The 16,158-nt window shown below is 41.7% G+C and carries 14 protein-coding genes; 5 read left to right on the top strand and 9 right to left on the bottom strand.

Annotated features, from left to right (window positions below; genetic code table 11):
- Window positions 1–25: 25 nt before the first annotated feature.
- Genes AC5FX4_RS07425 through AC5FX4_RS07415 form a run of 3 tightly spaced genes read right to left on the bottom strand, consistent with a single transcriptional unit; the run spans window position 26 to window position 1,607 of the window.
- The gene (locus tag AC5FX4_RS07425) at window positions 26–505 is read right to left on the bottom strand and encodes a YybH family protein (RefSeq protein ID WP_493605805.1); all 480 of its coding nucleotides are present in this window, start codon (window positions 503–505) and stop codon (window positions 26–28) included.
- Window positions 506–520: 15 nt separating this feature from the next.
- Entirely contained in the window at window positions 521–1,060 is a 540-nt protein-coding gene (locus tag AC5FX4_RS07420; RefSeq protein ID WP_493605804.1) for a DUF1579 family protein, read from the bottom strand.
- A gap of 25 nt (window positions 1,061–1,085) precedes the next feature.
- Window positions 1,086–1,607: a GNAT family N-acetyltransferase gene (locus AC5FX4_RS07415; protein ID WP_493605803.1), complete on the bottom strand. Its 522-nt coding sequence runs from the start codon at window positions 1,605–1,607 to the stop codon at window positions 1,086–1,088.
- A 132-nt stretch (window positions 1,608–1,739) separates the two neighbouring features.
- Here AC5FX4_RS07415 and AC5FX4_RS07410 point away from each other — a divergent pair, with 132 nt between their 5' ends.
- A complete protein-coding gene (locus AC5FX4_RS07410) occupies window positions 1,740–2,621 on the top strand; it encodes a LysR family transcriptional regulator (RefSeq protein WP_493605802.1) in 882 nt (293 codons plus the stop codon).
- Window positions 2,622–2,877: 256 nt separating this feature from the next.
- Window positions 2,878–3,705: a class II glutamine amidotransferase gene (locus AC5FX4_RS07405; protein ID WP_493605801.1), complete on the top strand. Its 828-nt coding sequence runs from the start codon at window positions 2,878–2,880 to the stop codon at window positions 3,703–3,705.
- Window positions 3,706–3,767: 62 nt separating this feature from the next.
- Here the strand turns inward: AC5FX4_RS07405 and AC5FX4_RS07400 are convergent, their stop codons facing one another.
- Entirely contained in the window at window positions 3,768–4,154 is a 387-nt protein-coding gene (locus AC5FX4_RS07400) for a winged helix-turn-helix transcriptional regulator (RefSeq protein ID WP_493605800.1), read from the bottom strand.
- A gap of 155 nt (window positions 4,155–4,309) precedes the next feature.
- Here AC5FX4_RS07400 and AC5FX4_RS07395 point away from each other — a divergent pair, with 155 nt between their 5' ends.
- Complete coding sequence (locus AC5FX4_RS07395) at window positions 4,310–4,852, top strand: nuclear transport factor 2 family protein (protein WP_493605799.1); 543 nt, start codon at window positions 4,310–4,312, stop codon at window positions 4,850–4,852.
- A gap of 203 nt (window positions 4,853–5,055) precedes the next feature.
- On the top strand, window positions 5,056–7,497 hold the full coding sequence (locus AC5FX4_RS07390; protein ID WP_493605798.1) for a PAS domain-containing hybrid sensor histidine kinase/response regulator: 2,442 nt from the start codon (window positions 5,056–5,058) through the stop codon (window positions 7,495–7,497).
- A gap of 55 nt (window positions 7,498–7,552) precedes the next feature.
- Here AC5FX4_RS07390 and AC5FX4_RS07385 read toward each other — a convergent pair whose 3' ends face one another.
- From AC5FX4_RS07385 to AC5FX4_RS07365, 5 genes are all read right to left on the bottom strand, one after another.
- Window positions 7,553–9,967: an ABC transporter permease gene (locus AC5FX4_RS07385; RefSeq protein WP_493605797.1), complete on the bottom strand. Its 2,415-nt coding sequence runs from the start codon at window positions 9,965–9,967 to the stop codon at window positions 7,553–7,555.
- Complete coding sequence (locus AC5FX4_RS07380; RefSeq protein ID WP_493605796.1) at window positions 9,960–10,679, bottom strand: ABC transporter ATP-binding protein; 720 nt, start codon at window positions 10,677–10,679, stop codon at window positions 9,960–9,962. The genes AC5FX4_RS07385 and AC5FX4_RS07380 overlap by 8 nt, the downstream gene beginning before the upstream one ends.
- A 12-nt stretch (window positions 10,680–10,691) precedes the next feature.
- A complete protein-coding gene (locus tag AC5FX4_RS07375; protein ID WP_493605795.1) occupies window positions 10,692–11,963 on the bottom strand; it encodes an efflux RND transporter periplasmic adaptor subunit in 1,272 nt (423 codons plus the stop codon).
- 164 nt (window positions 11,964–12,127) lie between these two features.
- Window positions 12,128–14,215, bottom strand: coding sequence for a winged helix-turn-helix domain-containing protein (locus AC5FX4_RS07370; protein WP_493605794.1), 2,088 nt, complete (start codon window positions 14,213–14,215; stop codon window positions 12,128–12,130).
- A gap of 129 nt (window positions 14,216–14,344) precedes the next feature.
- Window positions 14,345–14,908, bottom strand: a complete 564-nt coding sequence (locus tag AC5FX4_RS07365; protein WP_493605793.1) for a hypothetical protein — start codon at window positions 14,906–14,908, stop codon at window positions 14,345–14,347.
- A 430-nt stretch (window positions 14,909–15,338) separates the two neighbouring features.
- Here AC5FX4_RS07365 and AC5FX4_RS07360 point away from each other — a divergent pair, with 430 nt between their 5' ends.
- The gene (locus tag AC5FX4_RS07360) at window positions 15,339–16,148 is read left to right on the top strand and encodes a LytR/AlgR family response regulator transcription factor (RefSeq protein WP_493605792.1); all 810 of its coding nucleotides are present in this window, start codon (window positions 15,339–15,341) and stop codon (window positions 16,146–16,148) included.
- Window positions 16,149–16,158: the final 10 nt, after the last annotated feature.

Below are 16,158 nucleotides of genomic sequence, written 5' to 3'. Positions count from 1 at the left end.
ATCCGGCAAGTTAAATACTTGTGATTCATTTTTTCTTTGTTGGTGGACAGTAACGATCGCCTTTATCAAATATTACTTTCCAGCTGTTATCTGACTCTCTACGCCAAATTGAAGTGTAAGTATGAAAACGCCCCTTGTCATCCCAGACTGGCCCCGTGCTTAAAGCCAGTGTGCCGTTGTCCAACACTTCGACTCGCTCGGGCTTCCAAGCAAATGGTGCTTTCGCGTTTTCAAATAGAGGTGCCCAACTGCTTGCTACCATCTGTTTACCACGATTCACCTTGCTGCCCCCACCCATAAACACCGCATCTTCAGCAACAAACGCAATAAAAGCCTTATGATCACGATCTGCCATAGTTTTAGCAAAGGCCAACTCTGCGTCCCATACCTGCTTTTTTAGTAATTCTACATCTGTTTGCGCCTGTATTGGGGTCATCAAAATACTGGCCAAAAGCAATAGTATTTTTGAGCTTAACTTGGCAACTATGTGAGGTATTTTAATCATTGCAATTCGCTCCGTTTATTTATCTTTACTGACCACTTTTCGATAGTCAATGTGCATAGATTTAATCCACTTATCATTTTTCAGAACGTACATGACGAAATCCCGATGCGATGGGGTTTCATAAACCATTACGTTTTTCCTTTTCTGAATTTGACCCGATGGATCGGTAGTCTGATAAAACAAGGTTAAGGTGTTTGTCTCAAAATCAAAGTCACCATGCATTTGCAAAATTTCAGGCGACATGGAATCGATCCAAGTGCCAACAAATTGTTGCTGCTTAGGGTCATATCCCAAAGTGGCTACGCCTTTATAGGCTTCACCATCCAAATCACCGTATAAGCTACCAATAGACCAAAGCTCACCTAACATAGAATTACTCTCGTGCCATTGGTATTGACGTTGAACCTGACCCTTCGCAAAGAAACTCAGTTTGGCGGACCACTCACCTTCGTCCATTTTCATTACATTATACTCGGGTAACTTCTGCTCACTGGCCATTAAAGCTGTATTGCAGATCAGCAACAGTCCACAACACAATTTGCTAAATATATTCATTTTAATTCCCTATAATTTTGTTAAATTAAAAAACAGTACTCTGAGCGAGATCTAAATGAAATGTACTAACCTTCGACAACTCTTCTCGCGTAGAATCCAGTGAGATAGGTTTGAATGAAAGCTTAGTCAACAACTCAATAGAACGCTGATTGTGAGGCTTTGTAATGGCTAACAGTTCATTTATTTGAAAGCGTTGACGACAGAAATTGAGCACAGCTTTAGACGCTTCCAGTGCAAAGCCTTTTCCTCCATACTGACTTAACAAAGCAAATCCTAAATCAGGATTGCCTAGATAATCTCGCTTGACTAAACCACACAAACCAATCTTTTCACCGCTGGATTTCAATTCCATTACATACAAGCCATAACCATGAGTTTGGTAGCTGGCTTGCAAGTTTTCTCTGATGTATTGCTCTGCAAGTGCTATGTCTGTGAGCCCTTTATCACCAATAAATTCAATACATTCTGGTTGATTAAACAATTCAAAAATAAAACTAGCAGCTTCTATCTGGCATTCATGTAATCGCAAGCGTGGAGTCTCAATCATTTGCATTCCTCAAATAAAGTAAATTTAAAGCAATCGCTTAAACAGTCATTAATTAACATTGACTCTAAACTAGCCGATTCATTATAAATAGTGATATAAAGTCATCACATAATTATAAAAATTAATACTTGAATGAGCCATAAACTGCCCCCACTGAAACCCTTGAAAGTTTTTGAAGTCACCGCAAGACACAAAAGCTTCAGTCGTGCAGCGGAAGAACTGTGTATTACCCAAAGTGCAGTGAGCCATCAAATCAAACAGCTGGAAGACTTCTTTGGTAAACCTTTACTGAACCGAGAAAAAAAACGTACAACTTTGACCCAAGAAGGCGATATGCTTTTAGCTGTGGTGTCAGACAGCTTTCAACGACTTAGCTCAATAACCAGTCATTTGCTTAGCTCTGACAATCTAACCTTAAAAGTGATGGCGCAAACCTCTATTGCGGCAGATTGGCTTTCGCCAAGACTTGCGGACTTTGCCAATCAATATCCCAACCTTGAATTAATCTTAGGAATGGAGTCTTATGCCGCTAATTTTAACGCCAGTGACTACGATATCATCATCGGTACTTGGCCCACGCCAGAGGGTTTTGTCACGCAAAAATTGAGGCATGAATACTGGTTTCCGGTCGGTACGCCTGAATTAATCAATAGCATAGACATTACCAATCCAGAGTCTTTACTAAATTTACCTTTGTACTCTTCAGAAAAGTCTGAAGATTGGAACTTATGGATGCAGCAGCACCAAATTCGCAAACCGGTGAATTTACACATACATACATTTGAGCTTGCTATGCTTGCCGTTAGAGCAGCATTAGGAGGAAAAGGCATTGCTTTAACTTGTGGATTCATGGTGGACGATCTTATCAAACTAGAGCTACTGAAAGCGTTACCCCAGTTCAGCTATGAATTACCTTGGGGGCATTACCATGTTCACTTTCGCTCCAACAGCCTAGCAAGTGATGCTATCGAGAACTTTGTAAAATGGTTAATAGAAAACGTTAAATTCACTTAAGCAATAAAGCTTAAAGCGAAACAGTTATCGGCTTCATTTTGAAAATTCAGCATCACCAGAATTTGATCTAGCAATTAAAAGTGAAGACCTTCGAATCGTTCTATTATTTTATTCAGTGTTTAATTTTTTCGTTTTAAAAAGACCCATTGCTTACCTCTTAACTTATACCCGTTAACTTAAGAGGTAAAAACCAATCAAAGTTAAGGACGTAAAAAATATGTGTCGCTTCATAATTTATAAAGGCAGTGCAATCACTATGAACAAATTGGTGATCGAACCTGCAAACTCTTTGATTGTACAAAGTAAAACTGCCAAAAAACGGGCTATGCCGGTCAATGGTGATGGTTTTGGGGTTGGCTGGTATCCATTACATGACGACCCCGAACCTGCTCGAATCGTCAGCGTCGAGCCTGCATGGAGCAACCAAAACCTGATCCAATTAACCTCTAAGGTAAGCAGCCAGCATTTTTTTGCGCATATTCGTGATGCGTCTGTCGGCATGCCAGTATCACAAAGTAATTGTCACCCATTTACTTCAGGCCGTTACATGTTCATGCATAATGGTCGACTAGACCAATTCCCTAAATTTAAGCGTGATATTTTAAATAGTTTATCTGATAGAGCTTTTAACCTGATAAAAGGCAATACCGATTCTGAATATGCGTTTGCTTTGTTTATGGATACCATTGAGTTTGCAGAGGAATTATCGGCAAAAGAATTAAAACAAGGGCTCTATAAAACCATCAAGCGCATTATTAAGTTTAGAGTGGACAATGATGCCAATACCAATGCGTTCATCAATTTCGCTGTTAGCGATGGCATCAATACCATCGCCACACGTTTTGCAACGGACGCCAATAGCCAACCTGCATCGTTATTTTATACACAAGGCACGTTTAGCTATGATCAACCAAATGACGATATTCAGATCAGCCACGATCCACATGGCGATATTATTATCAGCTCCGAACCACTGAGTGACACCTCTCTTGGCTGGGTTAAGGTCGAACGAAATCATGCGGTAATCATTGGCGAAAACAACACCATCACCGTAGATAAAATTCCAATCCCTTTTCAAAGTTAGCGCGGTATGTTGCCCTCTTAAAAGCACATCATCGTCAGGCGCATTTCAATTATGCTTTTTACTTACGAGTGTGCTTTTTTATCATACGATTTTCGCGCTTTATTAATGGCATCATGATGCTCATCCGCCCAACTAACCAGTTGATATAAAGGTTTGACTATGCCTTTACCCATTGCTGTGAGTTCATATTCAACTCGCGCTGGCACTTCAGGGAACACCGTTCTTTTTACATAGCCTTCTCGTTCTAGGTCACGTAGCGTTTGCGTGAGCATACGTTGTGAGATCCCCAAAATTCGCGACTTTAAGGAGTTAAAACGATCCGCGCCATCGACCAAAGCAAATAAAATCAGCATTGACCATTTATCCCCAATTTGCGCCACCACGTTGCGGATTGGACATGTGTCATCATTATTAAATTTACGCCTTTCTTGATTGCTTTTTGCTGTCATTATTTCACCTTAACCCTATGTAAAACATATAAATATATAACGAGGTGGTTACCTATTAGTAACTAGGGCTGGTTAATGTGCCTAATTGCAAAGGTAGTTACTAATAATTACTATAGTTTCACTTGGTAACCACTTTTAGATTCTAGGAAATATTTATGTTTAAAGCCATCACCTTTTGTTTGTTTGCTTTAATTAGTATGAGTACACTCGCGCAAGGTACTGATAAACCAAGCATTGATTTTAAATCACTGCAGAAATCAAATTGGACAGAGCAAGAGCTAGACAATGCACTTATTATCAAAGACTTTGTACAGAGTCTGATGAATGACCACTATTTTGAGTATGTATTGACTAGATACGACAATAGCGCGTACAAGCAACACAACCGCAACCTACCAGATAAAATGACCGGATTAGTGAGTTTTTTGAAAAACTTTGTAGAGGATTACCCCGAGTATTCTTATGACGTTAAGCGTATTCTGGTCGATGGCGATTTTGTAACCTTTCACTCTCACGCTACTTTGTACAAAGATGATAGAGGCAACGACCAAAAAGGCATGAATATCATTGATACGTGGCGAATTGAAGACGGCCGTATCGTCGAACACTGGGACTCAGTTCAAGCACTAGACGGCTTTATGCGTTTTTATTCACTCATAAGCGGCGGGACGATTCGCAACGACAATGGTGTGTTTTAACGATTAACAGCTTGTAAGTAGAATAGTGAACGCCTAGCTAGCGACTATTCTACTGTTTACCCATCAAATCAAACTTACACACGACACGCTCGCTTAGCCTTTCTTTTTATATGATGCTATAGCAAATAAATGACTTTTCTCTATAAACAACAGGCAAGTTCCCTCTATACTTAGCAGACTCAGTTGAAATATTTGACGGACCTATGCAAGAAAAACTCACATTACTGGAAGAACGAGTTAACCAGCTAGAGAGCCAACTGGCACAGGCGAATGCAGAACGAGCAAAGTATAAAAAGCTATTTGACGTATCCGCAGATGCCCTATCGATCATTGATTTGGATACTGAGCGCTTTATCGAGTGCAATCAAGCAGCTGTGACGCTCCATGACGTCGGAACCGCAGACCATTTTTTAAACCTACATCCATCCGATATATCGCCAAAATATCAACCCTGTGGTCGGCTATCTAAAGAGATGGCCAATGAATATATCGAAAAAACCTTTACTGAAGGACCACAATTATTTCAATGGCTCCACAGTCGTTCTGACAACTCAACATTTCCGTGTTTGGTTTCACTGACCGCCCTGCCTCTGGCAAATCAAAACCTTGTTCTGGCTATTGGTAGAGACATTAGTGAACTGAGCGAAACCCAAACGCAACTAGAAGATGCTGTTTCGGATATAGAACGCTTTCAATCAGCCTACTTAGAAGAAAAAGAAAAGTTTGAGCAGTTCGTCAACTTAGCGCCGGTCGGCATTGCCATTAATCGTTTGTCTGATGGTGTATTTGAATATGTAAACGATGAGTTTAGTCGCTTTACAGGCTATGAAGTTGATGAGCTTAATAACATGGATTATTGGCAACTCACCCCTAAAACCTACGAAGTACAAGAACAACAGGTACTGGAGCTGCTAGTTAAAGACGGTCGCTATGGCCCATATAAAAAAGAGTACGTGCATAAGCAAGGACATACCTACCCTGTTTTGCTACATGGCGTAAAAATCGCTAAAAGCGATGGTACAGAATACATCTGGTCTGTTATTCAAGATATATCCGCTCAACAGCGGATTGAAAAACAGCTGCAAGATACAAAGGACGAAGCTGAACTCAGCGCATTCAGAATGCAACTAGCCAATGATTCTGCTGGCATTGGCGTGTGGGAATGGGATGTGCGTACCAATGAACTGATATGGGATGATTGGATGTACACGCTCTATGGTATCGCTAAAGCCGATTTTTCCGGTGCCTATGAAGCATGGGAAAACAGCGTACATCCAGATGATATTGAACACGCTAAAGCGCTACTATTCGATGCCGTCGAAGGCAAAGGCGTTTATGACCCTGAATTTAGGGTGAATCATCCCGATGGCAAAGTGAGAACCATGAAAGCCAGCGCTGAAGTGATTAGAGATGACAATGGTCAAGCACTAAAAGTCATTGGGGTTAACTATGACATCACCGATAAAGTTAATTCTATCAGTGAGTTAGAACGGGCCAAGCTAGCCGCAGATGACGCCAGTCGGGCCAAAAGTGAGTTTTTGGCCAACATGAGTCACGAGATCCGTACGCCAATGAATGCCATACTAGGTGGTCTGCAGCTATTACAAAACACGCCGTTGACGGATGACCTAAAAACAATACTTTCCAATGCGTCATCTTCGGCCAATTCTTTGCTCACGCTCATTAACGATATACTGGATTACTCAAAAATCGAAAACAACAAATTGGAATTAGAACAACAACCTTTTTTATTTTCTGAGGTGGTAAAATCAGTTCAATTTGACGTCGATGCCTTGGTGAGTAACAAAGGAATTGACTTACTTCGTGTTGTTGATCCGAGCTTTACCGATGGTTGGCTTGGCGATATTGTCCGAGTCAAACAAATACTGCTCAACTTGGTCTCAAATGCTGTTAAGTTTACTGAGCAGGGGCATGTTGAAATAACGCTAGGCTGTATAAAGTACCAAGGCAAGCAAGCCGTCAGTATTCGTGTTAAAGATTCAGGTATCGGCATGAGCGAGACTGCGCAGGCGCGGATTTTTGAGCGCTTTGAACAAGCCGATAGTTCAACGACACGCAAGTTTGGCGGCACGGGTTTAGGCATGTCTATCACCATCAGTCTTGTCAAACTAATGGGTGGCACCATTCACTTAGATAGCCAATTAGGCCATGGCACAACCATAGACGTTGTTTTGCCGTTGGAAAAATCAGATAAAAACATCACTACTCAAGTACATAAAGCCGTTATTGCACCTGATCTGTTCGGTAAAAAAATACTCGTGGCAGAGGATAACCCAATTAATCAGGTGCTGATTAAATCAATGCTCAAAGACACCCAAGCAGATTTAACATTGGTAGACAATGGCAAACTCGCGGTAGAAGCGGTCAAACAAGAGGACTTTGATCTAATCCTGATGGATATCCAAATGCCAGAAATGGACGGCGTAGAAGCTCAACGAGAAATAAGTAAAATAAGTAAAGACATGCCTATCATTGCACTGACAGCCAATGTCATGTCAGCAGACGTCACGCGCTATTTACAACAAGGGTTTGTGGCGCATATTGGCAAGCCAATCGATATGAATAACTTATATGGCGTTTTGACACGTTACCTAAACTCAGAGTTCAACAAAGAGAAAAGCTGAACCGCTCTTTCAAATTGAAAAGGGGATATAATATCCCCCTTTTCCTATCACGCTTTTATTCGCTGGCCAGTGCAAACACAGGCCTTGCATGCACCGCTTTTAGTGCGATAACCAAAATCGTGATGTAGGCGATCGCGAGGCTTAGGAGCAAACTCAAAGCAAATGCGCTGATTGGCAGTTCCATTCGATAAATGAAGTTGTTGAGCCAATCGTTTATTTGCCAAAAAGCGATTGGCAGTGCCAGTATGTTGGCCAATACAATCAATACCGTAAATGGGCTCAGTAACATGACACATAGCTGTCGGTTAGACGCACCCAACACTTTACGTATGGCTATTTCTTTGGTCTTGCGTTGTGTCGTAAATGCAGCTAAGCCCAATAGCCCTATACTTGTCACCATAAATGCCAATATGGTAAATACATTCAGCAGCTTAGTTTGCAATATTTCATTGCGATAAGAAGCCGAAAATAGGTCACTCAACCAGTCATACTTGAACGCCACATTGTTATCCAAGCTTAACCAAATACGCTCAAGACTTTTGACTGTGTCTAAACTGGCATTATCAGTCAAGCGGATAGACAACCAACGTAATGATAGATCTTGAGGCTGCTCAGAAAGCACATAAAGCATCGGTGGCACTTGGTTTTTAGCGTTGATATAGTGGGTATCCTGCGTAACACCAATAATTTGATGAGTATGCAATCCTTCATTACTGGCACCGAGTATTAAACTCTTGCCAATTGCTTGCTCGGCACTCCAACCAAGCGTATTCGCTAACGTTTGGTTGATCACCAATTTACCAGTACTGTTCCCTAGATTCTGTTTATCTTCTTTATACGCATCGTTTACGTAAGCTTTTGAAAAGCCGCGACCTGCAAGTAGCTCAATACCAAAAACCTTAAAGTAGTCGTAGCTAACCGGGTTATTTCCCACCCAAATTTCATTGTCTATCTCACCGAGTTTTCTGACCATATGCGATGTACGAGTTGCTTTTGTCGGCACGGTATGAGACATGGTGACGTCTTCAACCTCGGCCATTTGCATGGCTTGAACCTTAAATGCGTTATATAACTGAGCGCCACCGTTGACCACCAAGACACCAGATTTGTCATAGCCTTGTGGCATATTTTGCACATAGTTCATTTGCCAATTCACCACAAGACTCGTCACCAATAAAAAAGCGGCAACAGAGAATTGCAATACAATTAAACATTGCCTAAAAAGCACGTTACTGCGGCTAGTGTTGACCACCCCCTTCAACACAAGTGCTGCAGGTTGATTACTTAAAAAGAATGCGGGATAACCGCCAGCAAGCACGGATACCAGCGCGCAAATAATCACGAGTTCGAACACTTCTCGGTTGCCAAGCACCAGCTTAATATCAACATTCATTAACTGATTAAACCAAGGCAAACTGGCAGATATTAGCAACAATGCCAATACTGTCGCCACGAGAGTAAGCAAAGTAGACTCGAATAAGTACTGCACGATTAATTGCAGACGGCTCGCGCCAATCGCTTTTCTCACACCCACATCTTTACCCCGGCGCATTGCCGCAGCCGTTGCCAAATTGGTAAAGTTCACACAGGCTAAGAATAAAATGAGTACTGCAATAACGCTAAACGCGGTGACCATCAGCTTGCTCCCTGATGGTACCAGTGAACGAGTGGTTGTATTGTTTAAATACACATCGAGCAGCGGCTCAAACTCCACACGAAAACGTTTATAAGAGGTCAACCCTTTTGCTCTCTCATCGTAAAAGCGACTCACACTGGTATTTAAAAATGAGACATCTTTACTTTGAGCAATTTTGGCAAAGGTAATGGTGGCATTAAAGTTCCATAACTGCGTCCACTGAATATTGGGCAACAAGGTAAAATAGCTTTTGAGCGGCAGCAGCAATGTTTCAGGCAGAGTATGTGGGGTCACACTTTTTTTGATCACACCTGTCACCAAATACTGTTCACCGTTGACTGTTAGCGACTGCCCGATAATGTTCGTCATTCGACCAAAATATTTTTGTGCCAAAGCTTGATGTAGCACCACACTACTTGGTGAATTGAGCGCGGTATAAATATCCCCTTCGAGTAACTCAAAATCAAAAAAAGCAAAAAAGTTACTGTCGACAAATGTGGCTTGCTCAGCGTAAACCCCACCGTTTTGCTTGACTGATACTGAGGATGAAGAAATGCGCGTCACATCTTCTATTTGTTGGAAATTACTCGCCAGCTCGCTTGCCAATCTAATTGGCGTCAACGCCTGTGGTTTATTGTCATCACGAAATAAGTTAATGCGATAAATACTTTCGGCATCTGTAAACTGCGTGTTGTAGCTGTATTGGTGGGCAACATATTGTCCTATCAGTACATAGCAAGCAATCCCTATCACCAAACCAAACAGTTGAATAACACTCGTCAACTTGTCACGATAAAAGTTACGAAAAGCCACCAAAATAAAGAGTTTAAGCATGCAAGCGCTCCTTAGTTGACGTGTTATATGCGTGCTCAACCAAGCAATCTTTTTGTACTTTACCATCAAGCAATTCAATTACTCGTGTGCCAAAGCGTACATGCTCAGGGGCATGGGTCACCATTAAAATAGTGGTACCGTCTTCTTGGTTAAGCTGGCGAAGCAACTGCATCACTTGTGACGAATTATTAGAATCTAAGTTACCCGTTGGTTCGTCGGCTAAAATCAGCTTAGGCTTGCTTACAATGGCCCTCGCGATGGCGACACGTTGTTGCTGTCCGCCTGATAGTTTTGCAGGTAAATGATCGCGACGATGTAAAATATCGACTCGACGCATGACCTCTTCAACACGTGCTTTGCGTTCTTGTTTACCAACCTTGTGGTAAATCAGTGGTAGCTCAATATTTTGTTCAACCGTCAGCTCATCTAACAAGTTAAAGCTTTGGAAGATAAAACCAATATATTGTTTTCTTAAATATGCTTTTTTCGCTTCTCTAAGCTGCTCTACCTGTATATCCATGAACGTGAATTCACCTTCGTCGATGTTATCCAACATACCCAGTACATTCAGCAAGGTTGACTTTCCGCACCCAGACGGGCCTAAAATTGACACAAACTCACCTTGTTCAATGCCCACACTCATGCCGTTTATAGCGACCGTTTCGACCTGCTCTCCAATAAACGAGCGAGAAATATTAGTTAATTTGATCATGATGTTACCTTTTTAATTTTGATTAACGATTGCAAGGTGCTCTGCATCTGCAAAGCTGGCATATGACGAGGTGATCACCCGCTCTTGTGCATTTAAACCTGATAGAACTTCAATGCTCTGAGGGTTTTTTCTGCCTGTGCTGATCAACCGCTTTGTGGCGCGCTGGCCATCTTCTGATAACACAAACACCCAGTTACCCGCGGTGTATTGCATAAATCCACCATTGGCGACTTGTAACTTTGTTTCACTGTCTGAAAGGTTAAATTTGAGCTGCAAACTTTGTCCCAAACGCAGTTGCGACATGACATTTGCGTCGTCAATGTTGAAGTCGATTTTAAAAGTCCCTTGCTCAATACCTGGGTAAATCTTGGCCACTGACAGGGCAATGTCATCTTGACCCAATAAGAAGGTGGCTTTCTGCGCTTTGTTGACACGGCTGACATAAAATTCATCCACCAGCGCTGAAACTTTGTATTTTTCAATTAGATCTACTTGCCCTAAGCGCTGACCATTACTTTTGGATTCGCCGACTTTGGCATCCAAAAAAGTTAATTGCCCAGCTCTTGGCGCTTTGATCACGAGCTTGTCTAAACTTGCCCTTGAAATGGCCAAGTTAGCTTCCAGTGTTTTAATACTTTGCGACAACTGCGCTAATTGCTGAGTCTGCAACAGCGCTTCTTTTTGTTGGCTTTCTTTGACCGTTTCTCGGTACTTGATTTGATATTGCAGTTCGTCTTGGGTTTGCTCAAAGGCTTGCTGTGATAGCAAAGCTTGCTCAGCCAAGCGTTTATTACGCGCAAACTCCTTTTCAAGTTTTAAGACTTCGTAATCTAGCTCAATGACATCACGTTTGAGCTTGAGCTGATTTTGCTCAAGCGCCAAGCGAGTGTTGCGCATGTTGTTGATCTGCTCCGATACCTCCGCTTCACGCGCAAGTACATTAAGCTGCAAATTGGTATTACTTAATTTGAGTAGTGCTTGGCCCTGCTCAACCAAAGCACCTTCTTGTACAAACACCTGCTCCACCCGGCCACCATCTATTGCGTCAATAAAAATAGTGTCTTGTGGCTCAACGATGCCTCGCAAGGGAAGGTACTCCGTAAAAGAGGCTTGTTGAGCCGTGCTCACGGAAATAGAACTTGCAGCTACGTTGTACGTTTTCCCCTGCATTGGTCCATTGCCCGCTAACGTTATTGCGCCATATAAGCCCAGTGCTGCTACGGCAACGCCAGCCAACTTAAAATAAGGCACTGCATTGGTTTTTTTTGAAATTGGCCTATCCATACATCCTCCTGCCAAATTGAATTGGTTAGAGCATGTTGGTGCACAGATAAAAAGTAAGGAAACAAGCGTGATTTAACGATGATTTGTTTGGAAGAAGTTGTGACCAATTACTGGTCACAACTTTTATAACGATAAGTTACAAAGAGTTATATGATTTTGCGGTGTTATTTTTCAGACATTGTGATCATCACATCGGCAATGGCTTGGGTCATTTTGGTCATCAACATACCACGCTGATTGATACTAAAATCAAGTGACTCCGGTTGCACTATCCAATCAGGGCTTGATGGCACACCATCAGGTAGTGCTAATGCGTGTAGCTTTGTTCCATCGCCACTGGGACATAACAGTGTGGTCTCTTCAAATATATGCCCATTGAGTTGTCTTTCACTCAAGGCTGGCGAGCAACTTATTGGCAATGCTTTTAGTCGTTCGCCTTTGTCAGACACTAAAAAGACGGCACCTGTTTGCTGCTCTATCAAAGCGTAATAACCAAACTTGGGCAAATACACACCACCCACATAATCTTGCGCAACGTCAGTCACTTCTTGTGATAAAAGATCATACAACTTGATATGCCAACGATTATTGTTCAATGAGCTAAATAATAATTTACTCTGTGAATGCCAGCTCACGGCCTGAATAGATTGATTGTTCAATGGCAACTGGGTCATATTATGTGTATTGATATCAATAACAAACAATTGATTGTCAGCTAAAACTAACAATTGAGTATCATCTGGTGAAAATGCCAAATGATACAACTTAACGTGGTGATCAAACGAAGAAATAGCAATTGCTTGGCTGTGACCCTGCGCAGTTTCTTTGACCAAGTAAACTTTTGCACCCGTTGAGCGCTTTGATACAAAAGCATAATGCTCCTCGTGGTTGGCAAGCGCGGGTAAATAGTCCATCACCGAAGAATTATTTTCTTCTACCGTCGAAGTCAGTGATTTGTTTTCTCCATCAAGGCCTTGATAAACAAGATCTCGATTAAGCAAGTACGACACAAATACAAAATCCTGCCCATTGTTCACTCGCTGCATATGCTTTACGCGAGAGGTATTACTCGCAACGATTGATAGCTTCCTCCCAGCCAAGGAGCTTTGCCAAAGTTCATAGGCAGGATGTGGAGAGGGGTGCACAATACTTTCACCATCATGGCTAAACACAGCCGAACGCATCAAATAATCGAGCTGTCCCGTTTTAATTAGTTTGGCACCATCCAGAGACAGCGTGTACAAAGCCGTGACTGGCGAAAACTCGCTATTGAGCATCAGCAAAGTGTCACCACTTGGCGAAATATCAAACGCATAATTACCTTTGCCAGCTGTGATGGGCTGATTCAAAATTTCCTTGGTGCCAGTTGTGAGATCTAACTTAAAGATTTGATAGCCATGCGTGGCCACGGTTCTATCGTTGAAAAACAATGTGTGCTCGCGTGGCGAAAAAACGATATGAGGGGTGCTTTTGCGCCCACAAGTAGCTACCTGACGCCACGTTTGTATATCCTCAATTTGTGCAAGAGATGTGAAGTATATACCGCATTCTTGCTCCGATTTAGCTAAAAAGGCAACGTGTTGATTGTCGCTTGCCCAAGCCAAGCGAGATAAACTAAACCCCGGTTTACTCAGCGTAATACGCTCTCCCTGTGCTAAACGCTCAATTACTATCTCTGATTGACTTTCAGCCTTCATTTTAGTGTAAGCAATGCGTGTAAGATCCGGTGACATAGCTGGAAATAGCTCCTGACCAACGTCACGCGTCAGTGGTTTTATAGACAAAGAGTTTGGCGCATTAGGGGCCGAACGCATCACTGAAAATAAACCAACAATGATCAGCACTGACAGCGCCAAGGTGAAGCCCAATACTCGCGGTTTAAATCTAGTCTGACGCAATGACTCACTGTTGTTTTCAGCCTGTTGGTACCTTGGTGAATCACTTGCCACAAACTGTTGTGTTAAGCGATAGCCCCGACGCGGCACCGTAACAATAAACTGAGGCGCTTTAGGATCATCTCCCAACGCCTTTCTGACTTTGACTAAAGTGCGACTAATGGCATTTTCAGTGACAATACTGCCCGCCCAAACATGGTCCATTAATTCGTCTTTGCTAATCACTCTTTGCGAGTTTTGGCAAAAATACAGCAAAAGATCATACACTTTGGGTGCTAGTGTAATTTGTTGACCGGCGCAACTTAGTCGCTGATTATGCGTGTCAATTTCAATATGTCGACAGTGAAGGTAGCGCAATCTCAACCCTTATTATTTTTTTAAACATGACCACTACAGCCGACCTTAGGTGAGAATATAAGGTAGGCGATATTAGCTTTATAGACGCGCCACGAACCAGTTAACCAGCTACCAAACATGGCGCTAAGTTCAAAATGTTTTAGCACGCGTTTTAAAAGAAGCTAACATGCTTTTCACTGGGTATTCAGCTAAAGCTGCACTCGCCAGCAAGTTACACACCCAAGCGCCAAATATATAGATAAACCCCGTTTCATGGTAATCAAAATAGCCTCGAGTCACCAACTCCATCATTAACAGCCACATGTAAGCAAATCGCGTATAAATACAAACTCTCGCCGCTTTAGAAAAAGCATATCCATACATTTTGTGGAATGAATATAAAACCAGCATAAAGATGAAGTGAATTATAATGGTAGAGAAATAAAACAACTTGATTCGATCAACTTGGTCCATCATCAATGATAAAAAGTACATACCCTGCTCTGAAGCAATAATGTGATAGAAAGCATAAAGAGTGGTTGTAACGAAACTCGAGTGCAACGCCTGCTGTTCAAGTGATAAATCATGAGTACGACGCGTAACTAGTTTTGACCATTGAAGCCTTGGGAACTGTGTAATCAAAAACCAAAGCACGAGGATCAACTCAAAACCTTTTAACACCCAGCCTAACCGGTATAAAAATTCATTTAACACGTGCGGTTTTCCTTGCTTTCTTATTTTTGTATCTGAGCTGTTTGTCTCATCATAGCGTGTCTTCTATGTATCATAAAGAGTATATTTTCCCCATAGTTAAAACGCTTAAAGTATCTGATATAAATAGCTTTTAAAAGCACCATGCGATTAAAAAGCTGACAGATTTTATCTTTATAAATAAGGTGAAAGCCTTACGTTGGCACTCACGATTAAGAACTTTTCCGGCATAATGTGGTCTAGAAGCACAGAATTCCTATTCTTGTCAGCTTATTTCTCAAGTTCGTAATAATTGCCCTTTAACTTGTACCGCTTCTAGCGCATAATTTCTGGTCATTCAATTTTATTTATCGCTGAAAGAATAGAGAAAGTAAGCAGACACTTACACAATAGCTAGCATAACTAATAAACTCCTAACGTAGGCAAAATTAAAGTGACGACATTCTTAAAAAATAACGTTAGCCACCTAAAAGATTATCAACTCATGCTATTGGGTTGGGTCGTTGTACTCAGTATCATGTGTTTAAATTGCGCCTTTCATAGCATGTTTATCGCCAACGAGCCTGTTGATTTACTTTCCTCCATTGAATGGTCATTACACAGGTTTGGAGGGTGGCTGTTTATCACGCCAGTTTTATGTAATGCCCTAAATAACATTCCTTGCCAAAACCGCATCAAGCACTTTAGTGTAATTGCCATTTATGCTATTGGCTTTACCTTATGTGTCCATATTCTGCTTGATGTCATTTTAGACTCAGTTACCTGGCAACAAAGCTTATTCTTCAATTGGCATACTCATGTACTTACTTACCTAACCATTGCTTTAGTGTGGCAGGTAAAAGCTTATGTATTTGATAAATGCGATACGCCGAAAAATGAGCCTCAAGAAGAGCAAATATCTACACACGCGCCCAATCATAAATCAACGTCAGACAGCATTACCTTAGATGGCATAAACGTGAATCTTGATGACGTGTTATTTTTTAAGGCATCAGGCAATTACATTGAGATCATGACGCAACATAAAACACTGCTCGTGAGGGCAACCATGAAGGAAGTAGAAAACCTACTGCCTAACTCCCAATTTTTCCGCTGTCACCGCTCTTATTTAGTTAATTTAGCAGTGAGTCAAGGTGTTATTAATGCTCGTTCCGGCCACGGTCATATCGAACTCAAGACTCAGCAACAAATTCCGGTAAGTAAGAGCAAGCGCAAAGAAGCGCACATGCTGATCAGTGCTTAATCCAATGGCT

The sequence above is a fragment of the Pseudoalteromonas sp. ATL1 genome (assembly GCF_058933015.1).
The sequence above is the reverse complement of the archived record's forward strand: the minus strand, read 5'-3'. Positions and strand labels throughout refer to the sequence as shown.